This is a genomic window from Niallia sp. (assembly GCF_031978665.1).
In the GTDB taxonomy this organism is placed as follows: Bacteria; Bacillota; Bacilli; order Bacillales; family Cytobacillaceae; genus Niallia.
This window is the reverse complement of the sequence record NZ_DALZDK010000034.1, coordinates 1-14,641: the sequence shown is the minus strand read 5'-3', so window position 1 is coordinate 14,641 and position 14,641 is coordinate 1. Positions and strand designations below refer to the sequence as shown.

At 34.6% G+C, this 14,641-nt stretch carries 15 protein-coding genes and 1 pseudogene; 6 read left to right on the top strand and 10 right to left on the bottom strand.

Annotation, left to right across the window (positions count from 1 at the left end; genetic code table 11):
* The first annotated feature begins 796 nt into the window (after positions 1–796).
* From RTL21_RS17500 to RTL21_RS17490, 3 genes are all read left to right on the top strand, one after another.
* Complete coding sequence (locus tag RTL21_RS17500; protein ID WP_312097665.1) at positions 797–1,627, top strand: manganese catalase; 831 nt, start codon at positions 797–799, stop codon at positions 1,625–1,627.
* Between the two features lie 313 nt (positions 1,628–1,940).
* Positions 1,941–3,044 (top strand): 5-methyltetrahydropteroyltriglutamate--homocysteine S-methyltransferase, encoded by a 1,104-nt coding sequence (locus tag RTL21_RS17495; protein ID WP_312097663.1) that lies wholly within the window; start codon positions 1,941–1,943, stop codon positions 3,042–3,044.
* 149 nt (positions 3,045–3,193) lie between these two features.
* Positions 3,194–3,970, top strand: coding sequence for a MurR/RpiR family transcriptional regulator (locus RTL21_RS17490; RefSeq protein WP_312097661.1), 777 nt, complete (start codon positions 3,194–3,196; stop codon positions 3,968–3,970).
* Positions 3,971–4,031: 61 nt separating this feature from the next.
* Here RTL21_RS17490 and RTL21_RS17485 read toward each other — a convergent pair whose 3' ends face one another.
* The 9 genes and pseudogenes from RTL21_RS17485 to RTL21_RS17445 all read right to left on the bottom strand — a co-directional run bounded on the left by RTL21_RS17485 (position 4,032) and on the right by RTL21_RS17445 (position 12,074).
* Positions 4,032–4,904 (bottom strand): tagatose bisphosphate family class II aldolase, encoded by an 873-nt coding sequence (locus RTL21_RS17485; RefSeq protein ID WP_312097659.1) that lies wholly within the window; start codon positions 4,902–4,904, stop codon positions 4,032–4,034.
* 115 nt (positions 4,905–5,019) lie between these two features.
* Positions 5,020–5,478: a PTS sugar transporter subunit IIA gene (locus tag RTL21_RS17480; RefSeq protein ID WP_312097658.1), complete on the bottom strand. Its 459-nt coding sequence runs from the start codon at positions 5,476–5,478 to the stop codon at positions 5,020–5,022.
* Between the two features lie 20 nt (positions 5,479–5,498).
* Positions 5,499–6,926 carry a PTS fructose transporter subunit IIC gene (locus tag RTL21_RS17475; protein ID WP_312097656.1) on the bottom strand — a complete coding sequence of 476 codons (1,428 nt, stop codon included), beginning with the start codon at positions 6,924–6,926 and terminating at the stop codon, positions 5,499–5,501.
* A gap of 13 nt (positions 6,927–6,939) precedes the next feature.
* Positions 6,940–7,869 carry a 1-phosphofructokinase gene (pfkB, locus tag RTL21_RS17470; RefSeq protein ID WP_312097725.1) on the bottom strand — a complete coding sequence of 310 codons (930 nt, stop codon included), beginning with the start codon at positions 7,867–7,869 and terminating at the stop codon, positions 6,940–6,942.
* A gap of 458 nt (positions 7,870–8,327) precedes the next feature.
* Positions 8,328–9,365, bottom strand: coding sequence for a HAMP domain-containing sensor histidine kinase (locus tag RTL21_RS17465; protein WP_312097654.1), 1,038 nt, complete (start codon positions 9,363–9,365; stop codon positions 8,328–8,330).
* Positions 9,362–10,036: a response regulator transcription factor gene (locus RTL21_RS17460; RefSeq protein WP_312097652.1), complete on the bottom strand. Its 675-nt coding sequence runs from the start codon at positions 10,034–10,036 to the stop codon at positions 9,362–9,364. The genes RTL21_RS17465 and RTL21_RS17460 overlap by 4 nt, the downstream gene beginning before the upstream one ends.
* Positions 10,037–10,517: 481 nt before the next feature.
* Positions 10,518–10,928, bottom strand: coding sequence for a DnaA N-terminal domain-containing protein (locus RTL21_RS17455; RefSeq protein WP_312097650.1), 411 nt, complete (start codon positions 10,926–10,928; stop codon positions 10,518–10,520).
* Between the two features lie 67 nt (positions 10,929–10,995).
* A pseudogene (locus RTL21_RS17450) lies at positions 10,996–11,688 on the bottom strand (HAD hydrolase-like protein); the annotation flags it as partial.
* An 83-nt stretch (positions 11,689–11,771) separates the two neighbouring features.
* On the bottom strand, positions 11,772–12,074 hold the full coding sequence (locus tag RTL21_RS17445) for a nuclease-related domain-containing protein (protein WP_312097648.1): 303 nt from the start codon (positions 12,072–12,074) through the stop codon (positions 11,772–11,774).
* A gap of 138 nt (positions 12,075–12,212) precedes the next feature.
* Here RTL21_RS17445 and RTL21_RS17440 point away from each other — a divergent pair, with 138 nt between their 5' ends.
* The gene (locus RTL21_RS17440) at positions 12,213–13,004 is read left to right on the top strand and encodes a hypothetical protein (RefSeq protein ID WP_312097646.1); all 792 of its coding nucleotides are present in this window, start codon (positions 12,213–12,215) and stop codon (positions 13,002–13,004) included.
* Positions 13,004–13,465, top strand: coding sequence for a hypothetical protein (locus RTL21_RS17435; protein WP_312097724.1), 462 nt, complete (start codon positions 13,004–13,006; stop codon positions 13,463–13,465). Before RTL21_RS17440 ends, RTL21_RS17435 begins: the two co-directional genes overlap by 1 nt.
* 42 nt (positions 13,466–13,507) lie before the next feature.
* Here RTL21_RS17435 and RTL21_RS17430 read toward each other — a convergent pair whose 3' ends face one another.
* Positions 13,508–14,050 (bottom strand): flavodoxin family protein, encoded by a 543-nt coding sequence (locus RTL21_RS17430; RefSeq protein WP_312097644.1) that lies wholly within the window; start codon positions 14,048–14,050, stop codon positions 13,508–13,510.
* Positions 14,051–14,220: 170 nt separating this feature from the next.
* Here RTL21_RS17430 and RTL21_RS17425 point away from each other — a divergent pair, with 170 nt between their 5' ends.
* Positions 14,221–14,451 carry a hypothetical protein gene (locus RTL21_RS17425; RefSeq protein ID WP_312097642.1) on the top strand — a complete coding sequence of 77 codons (231 nt, stop codon included), beginning with the start codon at positions 14,221–14,223 and terminating at the stop codon, positions 14,449–14,451.
* Positions 14,452–14,641 lie beyond the last annotated feature (190 nt).

The window sequence follows — 14,641 nt, the reverse complement described above, 5'->3', positions numbered from 1 at the left end:
GCTGCTTTTTCATACTAGTTATTTATGATTTTAAATATAATCAAGTGTAAAAAAACAATTCATTCCATTTCATTTTTAGATGCTATTTCCTAAAAGCTTTTAAAAATAAATTAGGAAGAAAAACGGAGCAGCCTGAATACACGTAGACGCCACAGGGAGCTGCGAGAAAGTCCGAGACCCTGCAGGCCAAAGGCAGACCGCGGATCGGCGCTCGCCCCATGGAAAGCGAAGTGTATTCAGGCTGCGGATATTAACACTAACTTTACTGAAACAGCCTTTTATATATAGCTGGAATACTTATGTCCCAGCCTCTCCTTTACTTCATTCCCATATTCGCTTTGACCATCACCTCTGCATATTCTCTCATCTTGATTATTTGAAAGAAGCGTCCCAATCAACTACCCCCACTGAGATGAATCATTTCAGTGGGGGCTTAAGTTAGAACTCTAGGTCTTTTTTCTATTTCTAGAAGTTTGACGCTCTAGAATTCAAGCAACCCTTTGGTGACACCTCAAGTAGGTTTTTGGTTGGTAATGGCAAGTGATTAGTAATGCTTCTTTATTTTTAAATGTAAGCGTTTTAATTATGTGGATATACTTAATTTTGCTAATAAGAAAGAGCTACTTGAAAAAATGATTATGGGTTGTGAGAGAAAGATGTGCTAACCATTTTTTAGAGCATTCATTCCAGAAACTTTCTCTCTCTTGAAATTTCTTCCACTGTTTATTCTTTTCTTATACGGGGTACATCTTAATCGAACAACAAATAGAAAAAGTCATAAGGAGGAGATATCGTCATGTTTCGTCATCAAAAAGAATTACAGTTTGAAGTGAAAGTGGACAAGCCAGATCCAATGTTAGCACGTCAAATCCAGGAGGTACTTGGAGGGCAATTCGGGGAAATGACTGTTATGATGCAATATCTTTTCCAAGGTTTTAACTGTCGAGGAGAAGAAAAATATAAGGATATGCTAATGGATATTGGAACAGAGGAGATTGGTCATGTGGAAATGCTTTGTTCCCTTATAAGTCAGCTTCTAGATGGAGCGTCTCCCGAGGATCAAGCTAAAGCAGCAAAAGACCCAGCTGTAGCAGCTATTATGGGGGGAATTAATCCACAACAACTGCTTGTAAGTGGATTGGGTGGTCTTCCAACTAATTCGAATGGGGTACCTTGGAATGGTTCTTATATAGTAGCAAGCGGAAATCTATTAGCGGATATGCGTTCCAATCTTCATGCAGAAAGCCAAGGTCGCTTGCAGGTTGCAAGACTATACCATATGACTTCAGACGAGGGCGTGAAAGCAACATTTAGAAAAATGTTAGCAAGGGATCGTTACCATCAGTATCAATGGATGGCAGCAATAGAAGAACTAGAAGCGAAAAATGGAGTGATCGTTCCAGCAAGCTTCCCACCAGAAGCAGAAAAAGAATCACAGCCAGAAGCTTATGAATTTTGGAATCTATCAGAAGGTGATGCTTCTTCAGAAGGTTTATGGGCAACAGGAAGCGCCCAGGATGGTACAGGTGAATTTGTTTATGTGAAAGAACCGGTTCCAAAAGGACAAGTTCCCATTAACCCTATTCCTTCTGAATCCTTGCATCATGATTTAAATAGTAAAAAGTAAATTATAGTAGAAATAGACGCAAGTTATTATGACAAAGTAATAGCTTGCGTCTATTTTTTGTTTCTATTTTTCTAGTATTCTTTATAGAATTAGTGTAGAATTACTAGAAAAGTTTTAAATAATCACAAGAGTTAAAATTTTGTGCATTTCCCCATCCTTTTTTTCATGTTACATTTATAACTAATTAAACAAGTTGTGGAATTTAATCTTATGGAAGCCATAACGGAGATTTTTCTATACATAATAGTAAATATGTTTTTCTGAAAAATCTAAAATAAAAAAGAGAGAAGAAATTTGCGGAGGTAGAGATAAAATGACAAAAACAATTATTAAGGCACCATTTAGAGCGGATCATGTGGGAAGCTTACTTCGTCCTCCATCCATTCACGATGCTAGAAAGAAATTTGCTGAAGGAGCTATCACAGCAGAAGAGCTACGTGCAGTAGAAACAAAAGAAATTAAACGAATTGTCGACAAGCAAATTGAAGTTGGTCTTCAAGCAGTAACGGATGGAGAGTTCCGTCGCAGATTCTGGCACACTGATTTCATGGAGCATTTAAATGGAGTAGAAGGATATGTACCTGACCATGGTTATAAATTTAATGGAGTGGAAACAGAAGCGTATGATGTACGCGTTACAGGAAAAGTATCCTTTAACCCTGATCATCCTCATCTAAAAGATTTTAAGGAATTTTATGAGATTGTTGGAGACCGTGCCGTGGCAAAAATGACGATTCCAAGTCCAAATCAACTTTTTAATGCAGGCATCCGTAATGAAGAAATCTATCCGGATATGGAAGAGTATGCAGATGATATTATCAAGGCTTATCGTGATGCTATTCAAGCATTTTATGAGGCTGGCTGTCGCTATTTACAATTTGATGATGTATATATTGCAGGACTTTGTGCCCCAGAACTGCCATTCGCGAAAAGTGAGTTAGAAAGACAAGAGTTAATTGATTTAGCTTTACGTGTTGTAAATGGTGTTCTAGAAGGAAAGCCAGAAGATCTAACAGTTACAACTCATCTTTGCCGTGGAAACTATCAATCTGCTTGGGCATTTGAAGGCCCGTATGATAAAATAGCTCCTAGCTTCTTTGCGAAGGAAAAAGTAGATGGTTTCTTCTTAGAGTATGATGATGAGCGCTCTGGTGGTTTCAAGCCGCTTGAATTTGTACCAAATGGTGGAGCACAAGTAGTGCTAGGCGTTTTTACTTCGAAAACTGGAGAATTAGAAGACAAAGAATCTATCAAAGCGCGTGTGGAAGAAGCATCTAAATATGTTTCCCTTGAGCAGCTATGTATTAGCCCACAATGTGGATTTGCTTCTACACACCATGGAAATAAATTAACAGAAGAAGAACAATGGAATAAATTGAAATACATTGTCGATGTTGCCAAAGAGATTTGGGGATAAGATAGTTTCATACTAGAATATAAAGAGGCGCATTCTTAGACGAGTATGTGCCTCTTTTATTAAATTAACTAATTAAATCTATATTTGGGAAGCAATACAATGATAAAATATTTATATGCGAATACATATGATTATAAGGTGGTGATAGTTTGGACAATATTATTTTTGATATTTCAACTGAGAAATATCAATCATTAAGTGAGACAGAACGATATTTATTAGATTTTATATTTAAACATATAGAATTGATGCCTGATATGTCGATTGTTAAATTAAGTGAAAGAGCAAATGTATCTACTGCTACAATCGTTCGCTTGATGAAGAAGATAGGACATGATGGATTTACTGCATTTAAATACTCTATTAAAGATAAGTTGAAATCAACAAAACAAGTTGAAACGATTGATGATATCGATAAAAAAATTCAACAAGCAATAAAAAAGAATGAAATAGAAGTTTTAAATACTATTCAAATGCTGAATAGTGGAAATATAGAAGATACACTTCAAAAAATAAATAATGCTAAAAAAGTGTATGTCTTTGCTAGAGGCTTTTCGGAAATGATAGGAAACGAAGTGACAATTAAATTGCAACTGTTAGGGAAAAATTGTGAGATGCACAATGACCCAAACATTATTCGGGTTATTTCAAAAAAAATAAAAAAAGATGAATTAGCAATTTTTATTTCTTTAAATGGCGAAACAAAAGAATTAGTGGAAGCATGCAAAAATTTTAAAATAAATCAAATTAGCACGATTACATTGACAGCAGGAGTGGATTCAAGTTTAGCAAAGCTTTCTGAAATTACCCTTTTAGGTTATAAAGGGTCATCCTCTTTTTTTCCAGACTATGAAGTCCGTTCCCGTTTACCTTTACAAGTAATTTCAAGAATTATTCTTGATGCTTATGTGATTAGAATGATGTAAAAAAGAAACCTGGTTGAATAGGTTTCTTTTGATTTTTATTATTTTAATTGTTTTAAAAGGATTAAATTCGATTTTCACTCTTACACATTTTAATTTTATCTATTACTACTTGTCTCATAGCCTCTTTAGCAGGCTGAATATATTTTCGAGGATCATTAGCGTCTAGATGCTCTGTCAAATATTTTCTTATATTTTCTGAAAATGGTATTTTTAGTTCTGTTGCAATATTTACTTTACAACAGCCTAATTCAATGCATTTTCTTACATCTGTAACACTAATACCTGAGGCTCCATGTAACACAAGAGGTATGTCAATTACCTGTTTAATTTGTGCTAAACGTTCAAAGTCTAATTTAGGTTCTGTTTTATATAGACCATGTGCAGTTCCTATTGCAACAGCTAAAGAATCAATTCCTGTACGTTCCACAAATTCCTTCGCTGCGAAAGGGTCTGTATAATAAGAGTCCACTTCATCCACAATCAAGTCATCTTCTTGCCCTCCTAATCGACCTAATTCCGCCTCCACAGTAGCGCCATAAGCATGAGCAAAGTCAACTACTTCTTTAACAATTTTGATATTTTCTTCAAAGGGATGATGCGATGCATCAATCATGACTGATTTAGTTCCTAATATGACTGATTCTTTAATATCTTGAATATTTTCATGATGGTCCAAATGCAATGCAATTGGGATATCATATTTTTTTCCTGCTGTTTCAGCGATTGCTTGAATATAGTCACGGCCAGCGTAGCTGAATGTTCCTGGTGTACCAGCTAAAATGACAGGGGAGCGAAGACTGGAAGCTGCTTCTACAACTACTTGAATGGTCTCTAAATTGTGTATATTAAAGGCTGGTACTGCATATCCCTCTTTTTGGGCTTTTAAAAGCATTTCTTTTGTATTTACTACTTTATTACCTATATCTACATTCATTTTCTTACCTCCATTATAATTGGACAAATTAGTTTAGAGTTTTTTGAAAAAGCGGTTAAAAGAACGCTAGAATAGCATGGACGTAGTATCTGATTTTGCTTATTTTATCTTCTTTTTAAATACTTACAATAGACTCATCGATTAATTGAAGAACTTCCTGCTTATTCTGAGCTTCCAATAAATTTTCTCTTATTTCTTGGTGTATTAACATTCTGGAAATATTAGAAAGTGCTGTTAAATGAGTTGTTGCTGCTTCGTTTTCTGGTATTAGTAATGAAATAATGAACTTAACAGGTTTTTGATCCATTGAATCCCAATCGATGCCTTCGCTTAACGTGATGATTAAAGCAGATGGAATTTGAATAGAGGAACTTTTGGCATGCGGGATAGCAAATCCATCTATGAACCCCGTTGTACTTTGTTTTTCTCTTTCTTCCAATGCATGTAAAAGTTTCTCGGAAGAACTAGCTATATTATTTGACACACAATGTTCTGCGATTTTTATAAATACGTCTCTTTGTGATGATATTCTCTCATTCAAAAGTACATTTTGTTCAGAAAATAAAGTATTCAAAGTGTTCATCTCCATTCTTATTAAGCAGATTGTTTAAGATTATTTTTCATTTCTTTTTTTTGTGCACTGATTTTTCTTGCAAATCCAAATGCTAATGCCCCAACAAGTGATCCGACTAAAATAGAAATTACCCATTGAAATGCTCCAGTTACAACCGGCAATACTAAAAATCCGCCATGTGGTGCAGGAACTTGCACATTGAATAGGTATGTTAATATGGCAGAAATAGAGGATGCGATCATTAAAATAGGGATTAAAACAATTGGGTTTTTAGCAGCAAAAGGTATGGCACCTTCTGTTATATGAGTTGATCCTAAAATAAAATTGATCAACCCTGCATTACGTTCAGATTGATTAAAATAATGTTTAAAGAATACAGTTGCAAAGGCAGTAACGAAAGGAGGTGTTATACATGCTGCGGAAACCCCTGCCATAAAATACATATTTCCTTCTGCTAGTAGAGCTGTACCTGTAACATAGGCTGCCTTATTAATAGGACCACCCATATCAAATGCACTCATACAACCAACAATTAAGCCAAGAATGATGGGATTGGCTCCTTGAAAATCACTTAAAAATGTTTTCATTCCTTCATTAATAATGGTCATTGGTTCTACAAAGAAATACATACATAATGATGTAATCAGAATTCCGAAAACGGGATACAAAAAGATTGCTTTTAATCCTTCTAATGATTGTGATAAGCCACTTAGTAATTTAGATAAAAGAATAATGACATAACCAGCTAAGAACCCTGCAACAATTCCCCCTAGGAACCCTGCGCCACCTGTGTAAGCCATCATCCCACCGATAAATCCAGCCACCATACCTGGTCGCTTTGCTATAGAGTCGCCTATGAAGGCAGCCAAAATAGGAACCATTAATTGAAACCCTATCCCTCCGACATCCTTAAGAAATTTTGCTATTGGGTTATAAGTTTCATGATTAGGCTCTGCTGAATGAATCCCAAACAAGAAGGAGATGGCAATTAGCACACCACCACCGACTACAAATGGAAGCATGTGTGAAACACCATTCATTAAGTGTTTATAAATGGCTCTACCAAAAGAATTACCAGAAGTATATTCTTCAGCCTCTTCTAATGTAGCTTCTTTTTTTGCAGCCTTGAAGACAGGTGCTTTTGCATCGATTATTGCCTGTATAAGAGCTTCTGCTTCTCTAATTCCTTTAGCAACTGGAACGTCAATAACTGGTTTTCCTTTGAAACGGTCTGCAAATACATCTTTATCAGCTGCAATAATTACTCCATCAGCATCTTGAATATCTTGTATACTTAATTCATTTTGAATTCCTACTTGACCATGTGTCTCCACTTTAATATCAACATTTAATTTCTTTGCAGCGATTTTTAATGCTTCTGCCGCCATAAATGTATGAGCAATCCCGGTTGGACAGCCTGTTGCAGCAATAATTTTAATTTTACTCATTTCAGTAGCCTCCTTATTTAATGATTAGATCAAGATCATCGAGCTTAACTACTTTGCATAATTCCTCTACATCTTTGAAATCACTTAATCCCATAGAAAATGCAGTTGAGGCTCCTGTTGCTGAGGCGTATGTTAATGCTTCCTCTAAGGAAGCACCTGATAGTTGTTTGCCTACGAAAGAGGCCAAGAAAGCATCTCCTGCACACGCGGTATTCACTACAATTCCTTTTGGTGACGTTACACGTAAGCATCTTTCATTTGAGAGAAAGATAGCGCCATCTTCTCCTAAGGAAACTAAGACATTTTGAGTTCCCATTTTTAAAAGTGTTTTTGCATAATAGTAAATATCTTCTTCTAGTAAATCCTCTTTATTAAATAAGTATCCTAGCTCTTCCTTATTAGGTTTGATTAAATAAGGGGAAAAAGGGAGACACTCTAAGAGCTTTCGTGAGCTTATATCCAAGATTAATTTAAGGTCATGTTCTTTTGCTATTTTTGCAATTTCTATATAGATGTCGTCGGAAATTCCCTTTGGTAAACTGCCAGAAATAAATAGAATGCTTCCAACGGGAATAGAATCCAATTTGTCTATTAATTGTTGCTGTTTGTCTTTTTTTATTGTCGGGCCCTTGTTTACAATCTTATATTCCTTTTCTCCAGCTCTCACAAAGGTGTTAATTCGAGTAATCCCATCAATTTCAATGAAATCTGTTTGAATTCCATGATCTTGAAGTTCTTCGTTGATGTATCTGCCTGTAAATCCACCAATAAATCCAAGTGCTGTATTTTCAATCCCCATTTTTTTTAGAATAAGGGATATATTTATGGTTTTACCATTTGCTTGATAGTCTTCTGTATTTGTGCGATTTACAATAAAGGGTTCCAATGCATTGACATCAACAAATAAATCAATGGCAGGATTTAACGTACATGTATAAATAATTGGAAACACTCCTCTCTCAAAAGTTGCAACTTTTTGTAATTTGATTATGGCATAGAAAGATATGAAAATGTTTTCAAAAATTGTAAAGGTTTTCGTTCGATGAAAAAGAAAACATATAATATAGTTCTATAAATCTTTTTGTATAAGATGTTTTGTCAAAAAAATTATAGACAGATGGGATTTGCCTTTTCATTTAAAATCTATGGAAATTGTAAAAACTTCGGTTATTACTGTTAATCTTTATAAACGGAAAAAATATAGGAAGCAAAGGAGAGAAAGAAGTGGGAAAGGATTATGAGGGGCGGAACAAAATACTCGCTAAAAATATAATGGACATATGTCTAACAATCCTACAGTGATTATCCATTAAACACTAAGTTTTACGAAATACGATGTAATGTGATAAATGCAAAAAAAGCTAACGAATTAGATGGATTCTGTCTAATTCGTTAGCCTAATCAAGCTACTAATTTTACAATAAATATACTACCTTTTTCTTTCTCGCTTTCCACATAAACCTCTCCATCGCAAAGCTCGACGATCCTTTTTACAAGTGCCAATCCTAGCCCATTCCCGGATTTTGAATGGGAGGGATCGCCTTGATAAAATTTATCGAAAAGATGTACTTTTGTGCGATCATCCATTCCAGGACCGTTATCTTGAATTGTAAAACAAATTTCATCTTCGGCTTTCGTAAGGGTTATTTGTATCATGCCGCCTAAATCTGAAAACTTAATGGCATTATCCAAAAGATTTAGCCAAATTTGTTGAGTTAAATCTTCATTCCCGCTAAAGATAACTTCATCCAATTCCACGTTAATGACCATTTCTTTCGCAGACCATCTTGGTTCCATTAACACGATTGTTTTTCGGATTTGCTCATCTAAGCGAAAGGGGGCTTTATCGGTAATAATCTCGAGATTTTCATATTTAGAAAGAACAAGTACATTTGTAGAGAGTGCCGCTAACCGTTCAGACTCAGTTATGATAATATCGAGGTATTCTTGTCGTTCCGCTTCTGTTAAGTTATCTTCTTTCAGTAACTTTGCAAATCCTCGCAAGGATACAATCGGTGTTTTGAACTCATGAGAAAAATTATTTACGAAATCACTTCGTAGTGTTTCAATTCCTGAAAGCTCTTGTGTCATTTTATTAAAGCTTTGCGATAATTCTTCTAATTCACCTATTCCTTTTATGTTAACTTGCACAGAAAAATCTCCATCTGCTACTTTACGGGTAGCATCAATTACAGTACGTATCGGATTTAATGCTTTTTTACTGAGAAAGGCTGTCAGGGAAGTTCCAAGTAAAATGCAGAAGCCTAAAAAAGTAATTAACGGAAATACCGGAAGTTGGCTATGGTTCGAGATAATTCCTAAATGCTGTAAAGCAAAAGTAATCACGGCAGCTACCAATACTGTTGCCATCATGACCCCAAACACAAATATAACTAACGTAATAGCAAGACTAAATCGTTTGGTGAAAAATTCTCTCATGCTTTTTTCACAGCCTTATAGCCTAGTCCTCTAACAGTCACAATTTCAAATTCAGGAAAATCTCGTAAACGGTCCCTTAAGCGGTTTATATGAACATTGAGAGTCCGGTCATCTGTTTCAGATTCCATTCCCCAAATTTCATCCATAAGTTGTATACGTGTGAAAATCATATTCGGATAGGATAAAAGTTTAAACAATAAGAAAAATTCTTTTGGCGGCAATGTAATAACTAAATCACCACGGGATACAGTAAGTGCATCATAATCAAGAACAGTTTTTCCAGCTGTTAGTTTATGTTCACTGGCAATCTTAGCTCTGCGTAAAAGGGCTTTAATACGAAGCACCATTTCTTCTTCATCTACAGGTTTAGTCATATAATCATCCGTACCAACAAGAAACCCTTTCTTCTTATCTGATGGTTCTTGCTTTGCAGTAACCATTAATATTGGGAGAGTCTCCCACGTTTGTCTAAGCTGTCGTGTTAATTCATAGCCGTCCATTTTCGGCATCATTAAATCAAGAACCACTAAATCAACGTGTTCTTTTTCCATAACATGAAGAGCTTCGATGCCATCCTGAGCATCATAGGTTTGATAGCCATGTTGTTTTAATACAGCACACATTAACTTTCTTGTATTTTTATCATCTTCAACCACTAATATTTTAAACATCTAATGCCCCCATATATATAAGTTATCCCTATTTTATTAGCAAAGTATAAACTGAAAATAAATTTTCGGAAGTTTATATTCAGTTTACTTTATAACGTTATACTGGGAAACATCAATAAGAATAGGAATGATTTTAAAAAATATAACGTCTTCTAGATTATTAATAAATTTTTATGTTAAGCACAGCACGTTGGAAAAAAAGAGGGGAGATAGTTTTGGTGGGTTACTCCATTTTATTTAGTTATTATGAAATAGTAGGAGAGGAAGCACATTTAATTGATGAATATAAACTTCCTTATAATGGGCAGAAAGAAAGCCTGGAAATGTTGGGGGCTTCGTGCTAACCAATTTATGAGTATTGCTGAGATTGTGAAGAGTTGAAACGGAAATTTTTGAATAGAATAGATGAATTTTTAAAAATAATAAAAGCTGCCAAACTTGGCAGCTTTTATTATCTTCTACTTATTTTCAGGGGTTAACTTTAATTGTAACAATAAATTCTGGAGCATCTGGTAAAACTTCTTTTAAACACTCCATCATGAGGGGTATATCTTTCTTTGAGCCAATCTCTTTGAAATTCATTTCCGCAATATACGGTTGCTAGATTGTTTTCTAAACTGCAAGTAGTATTTTTAAGCCAAGTATCAAAAGATGGATTGGATATTGTTGTTCCGATAAGTTCTAGGACTTGTTTCCATATTTCATCCTCTTTTATGCTATCTGCATTCGTATTGTTAGAAGAGGAGACCTCTTTATCAACAAAATCCTGCAAATGATTGATTGTATTAGCTTTATTTTTTGTTAGAAAAGGTTCAACAGTGTCAATGAATTCTTCTTTGGAGAGGAATGAATACTTATAAAGGGTCATTGCTCCAATAAAGTCGTTGTTCACTAAAGCTAGTTCAATACGTTGTTTTTCAATAGATTTATATGATTCCGCAGTGGAAATATTATTCTCCTCATATATTATTATTTTGTAGAATTTTATTTAACTTGAAAGTACCTAATGTTGGTATAATCGATTTTAACTCCAATAAATCATTGATAACGATAGTAGCTTGCATGAGTTCATCAGCTCTAGCAAAATCAAAATTACAACCGATGGACACAAGACCATTATCATTTGCAGCCTTAATATCAGAAAGACGGTCTCCGACAACAGCTGCACAAGTAATTTCGTACTTGTCTATAATACTACGAACAAGGTCTGATTTATTCAATGATTTAATTTGTTGAATACTACATGTTTCAGTCAGCCAATTATCCAATCGATAGTATTCAACAATCGTTTGTAAATATTCGGTTAAACCGTTGCTTGCTATGTAAATAGAGAAGTGGTTTTCTTTCAAATAAGAGAAAACTTCTTTTACATGTGGATATAAAGCACCTTTACCATTCTTTATATTTGTAATCAATCTTTTAAGAAAATAAGTATCTGTTTGTTCTCTTATTTCGATGGAATGATTAGGCAATAATGTTTCCCAAACAATTGGTAACGGAACACCCATAATTTCGCGATATTTATCAATAGGGGTTGTGCCATTCCATTGATGAAGAGAACGTAAGTGATGGAATGTATCATCAAGAGATATTTCTAGTATTTTATCTGTCTGAAAAAGTGTGCCATCCATATCAAATATTAGTGCTTGAGACAATTTTGTACTCCCCTTTTTAAAGTCATACTAAATAAATATTTTAGCATAAAATTCCAAAGGTATATTTAGGTTTTTAATGGTTAACTAGTCTTTGAATATCTACATTTTGGAAAAACACTACAACCAGGCATTTGACTATTCTCACTTCCATAAATCCATCCTTGATAGTTTTTTGCCTCAATAACAAATAAAGCATTTTTACCTAGTAGAACATGATCTAGTTGGGACATTCCTCTTTTGCTATTAGGAACATATAGATCACTCCATTGTATATAAGGGAATTCCAGCTTGGAGAAAAGATTATTAATTCTCTTTTCTCCTAATGTAGGATAGAGCTGTTTAGCGATAACAGTAAATAGTAATAGTGCGAAAATTCCTATCAATTATAATCTTCCTTCCTAACTCATTAGTCCAATTGTACTAAATAAGTTAGGTATGTGGATAAAATTTCATAATTTTGATAAAAATAACGCTTAGTTATTTCTCTTTTGTATATACAAAAGGAAAAAGGTGAAAAAGTTATGGACAATTATACGAATGACAATACAGCAAGAAGATATAGGGCACATGTTAGTATTCTTGGAACTACACAAATCCATCTTCGGAATCCATATATCATTGGGTGGTGGAGTGCTGCTTTTCCTGGGTTCGGCCATCTGCTTTTGTCGAAGTACCTACGCGGGTTCGTGTTATTTATTTGGGAAGTTGTAGTAAATATAAAATGTAATTTGAATTTAGCCATGATCTATTCTTTTCAAGGAGAAATTGATAAGGCAAAAGAGATTCTCGATACAAGATGGCTTTTAATTTATATTCCTGTCTATATATTCGCCATATGGGATAGTTATCGAACAACGGTCGATTTAAATAAAGTGTTTGTATTGGCAGAACGAGAGGAGCATCGATTCAATTCTTTTAGCATTGGTGCAATGGAAATTAATTATTTGGATAAAAGAAATCCGATTATGGCTATTTTTTGGTCCATATTTGTACCGGGCTTAGGCCAACTATACATTCATCGAATAACAACGGCGTTTTTTGTCATTATTTGGACTGTTGTATTTTTTTATCATTCTCGTGGACTTGAAGCTATTTCACTTTTATTTTTAGGGGAAATACAGCAATCTACGTCGGTAATAAAGCCTGAATGGCTATTGTTTTTTCCATCGATTTATGGATTTGCAGTATTTGATTCTTATATAAACACTGTGGAAAATAATAAACTATACGATAAAGAACAACGTTTTTATTTTAAAGAAAATTATCAGTCCCCGCTTTTTAAAGTATTAAAAGGGCAAAAGGTGAAATCATGATGCAATTATTTTCAACATTTGAACATTCCATTTTTACTGAAATGGCTATCAGCACGCTAGAGAAAAGAGGAATTAAAAAGGAGAATATATTTGTCCTTCCATTAGATAATCAAATGGGCGAGCGCAATGTGTTTGATACTATCCATCGATCAGATGGAACCTCTCTCATCGATATAGGAGCTGCATTAGCTACTGCCTTTTCGGTTATTGGTGCAAGTATAGGGTTTAAGCTTACATTAGGACCTATTTATTGGGGGCTAATAGGAGCAGCAGCTGGTTTTTTAATTGGATTTTCCATTCGCCTTTTTACAGAAATTGTATTGAAAAAGAGGAAGAGGTTATTAAAGGGAATTCATTCAGAAGTAATCGTCATTGTTGATTGTAACGAGGAAGAAGGAGAAATGGTAGAGAATATATTATTTAGCCATTATGCCTTAGGGGTAGCGAAGGTGAAGGGATAAAGTGGAGCACCATCAAAAAGTTTTTCGACGGTGCTCATTTCATTAGATTAATTCGTTTTTCAGCTGAGTAGCAGCAAACAGTGCTTTTTTATCTTGCAGAATGTCTCCAGGCTTATTACCAACGCCTAGAATGTATCCTCCAAAATCAATCCCCATGAAATCAACAATATGCTGAAACTGCTGAATCATAGGCAAGCCTTTCACATGTGGATTATCTCCCCCAACAGCAATAACATATGCTTTCTTTGCAGCCATTTTTGCTTTGAAATCAGGATAGTTTGAATCCCTTAAAGATTGAGACCAGCGATCAACGAAATTCTTCATCAAACCGGACATACTATACCAATAGATAGGAGTAGAGAAGATTAAAATATCATAGGCGAGAATTTGATCAATGATTGTATTATAGTCATCCTCTCTATCTTGAAATCCATCTGAATGATGCCGCATGTCTATAATCGGATTGATGGTATGATCCCTAAGGAGAATCTTTTCTACAGATAGCCCTATTAATGCCTGATCAGTCAGGGTTGCTGTATTTCCATCAGGACGAGTTCCTCCATCAATGACTACAATAGATTTCATGGTTTTTCATCCTTTCCATTTATTTCTTTTTATCTATTTTAATATGAAAGTGACTGTTAATAAAGTTGAATGTTTAGATATTATGTACGAATATTATTTAGTTTTCGTTCCTTTCCATTTTGATGATACTTATAGGTGCAAAAATATTAGAAAAATTGGAGGGAATAAAGATGGAGAAGAAAAACGAAGCAGACATATTATCTTTTACTGCAAATAAAAAATGGTTGTCCCTTCCAAAGGAAATGCGCAGCGAATTAGAAAGGAATGTTTGGTGTAGTTCTTGTATCGATGTCGTGCAAATAGAAAATTACCTAATCGAAGAAACAAAATTTGGCATCGTTTTACAAGGAACCTGTAAACAATGCGGCAAACAAGTAGCAAGAGCTATTGAAATGGACTAAGAAAATGTGCTAATCCAAATGGAGAGGAACTTTTTTAATTGTATAGTGTCAGTTTTTCCATGCTTCCCCTGTAGAAACAAATAGGGTTATGAAGAATGTAAAGTTCGATATTTGGATAAAATATCATGAACATTTATAGGAGCATTCCTGTTAGAAGGATTTTCGGGGACTTGAACAAAAAAGAGCCCTC

Excerpts from the sequence above, each read along its gene's own strand:
- RTL21_RS17475 (WP_312097656.1), bottom strand. The coding sequence starts at position 6,926 with ATGAGTAAAATTAAAATTATTGCTGCAACAGGCTGTCCAACCGGGATT.
- RTL21_RS17500 (WP_312097665.1), top strand. The coding sequence starts at position 797 with ATGTTTCGTCATCAAAAAGAATTACAGTTTGAAGTGAAAGTGGACAAG.
- RTL21_RS17465 (WP_312097654.1), bottom strand. The coding sequence starts at position 9,365 with ATGAGAGAATTTTTCACCAAACGATTTAGTCTTGCTATTACGTTAGTT.
- RTL21_RS17440 (WP_312097646.1), top strand. The coding sequence starts at position 12,213 with ATGGACAATTATACGAATGACAATACAGCAAGAAGATATAGGGCACAT.
- RTL21_RS17435 (WP_312097724.1), top strand. The coding sequence starts at position 13,004 with ATGCAATTATTTTCAACATTTGAACATTCCATTTTTACTGAAATGGCT.
- RTL21_RS17485 (WP_312097659.1), bottom strand. The coding sequence starts at position 4,904 with ATGAATGTAGATATAGGTAATAAAGTAGTAAATACAAAAGAAATGCTT.
- RTL21_RS17495 (WP_312097663.1), top strand. The coding sequence starts at position 1,941 with ATGACAAAAACAATTATTAAGGCACCATTTAGAGCGGATCATGTGGGA.
- RTL21_RS17460 (WP_312097652.1), bottom strand. The coding sequence starts at position 10,036 with ATGTTTAAAATATTAGTGGTTGAAGATGATAAAAATACAAGAAAGTTA.
- RTL21_RS17430 (WP_312097644.1), bottom strand. The coding sequence starts at position 14,050 with ATGAAATCTATTGTAGTCATTGATGGAGGAACTCGTCCTGATGGAAAT.
- RTL21_RS17425 (WP_312097642.1), top strand. The coding sequence starts at position 14,221 with ATGGAGAAGAAAAACGAAGCAGACATATTATCTTTTACTGCAAATAAA.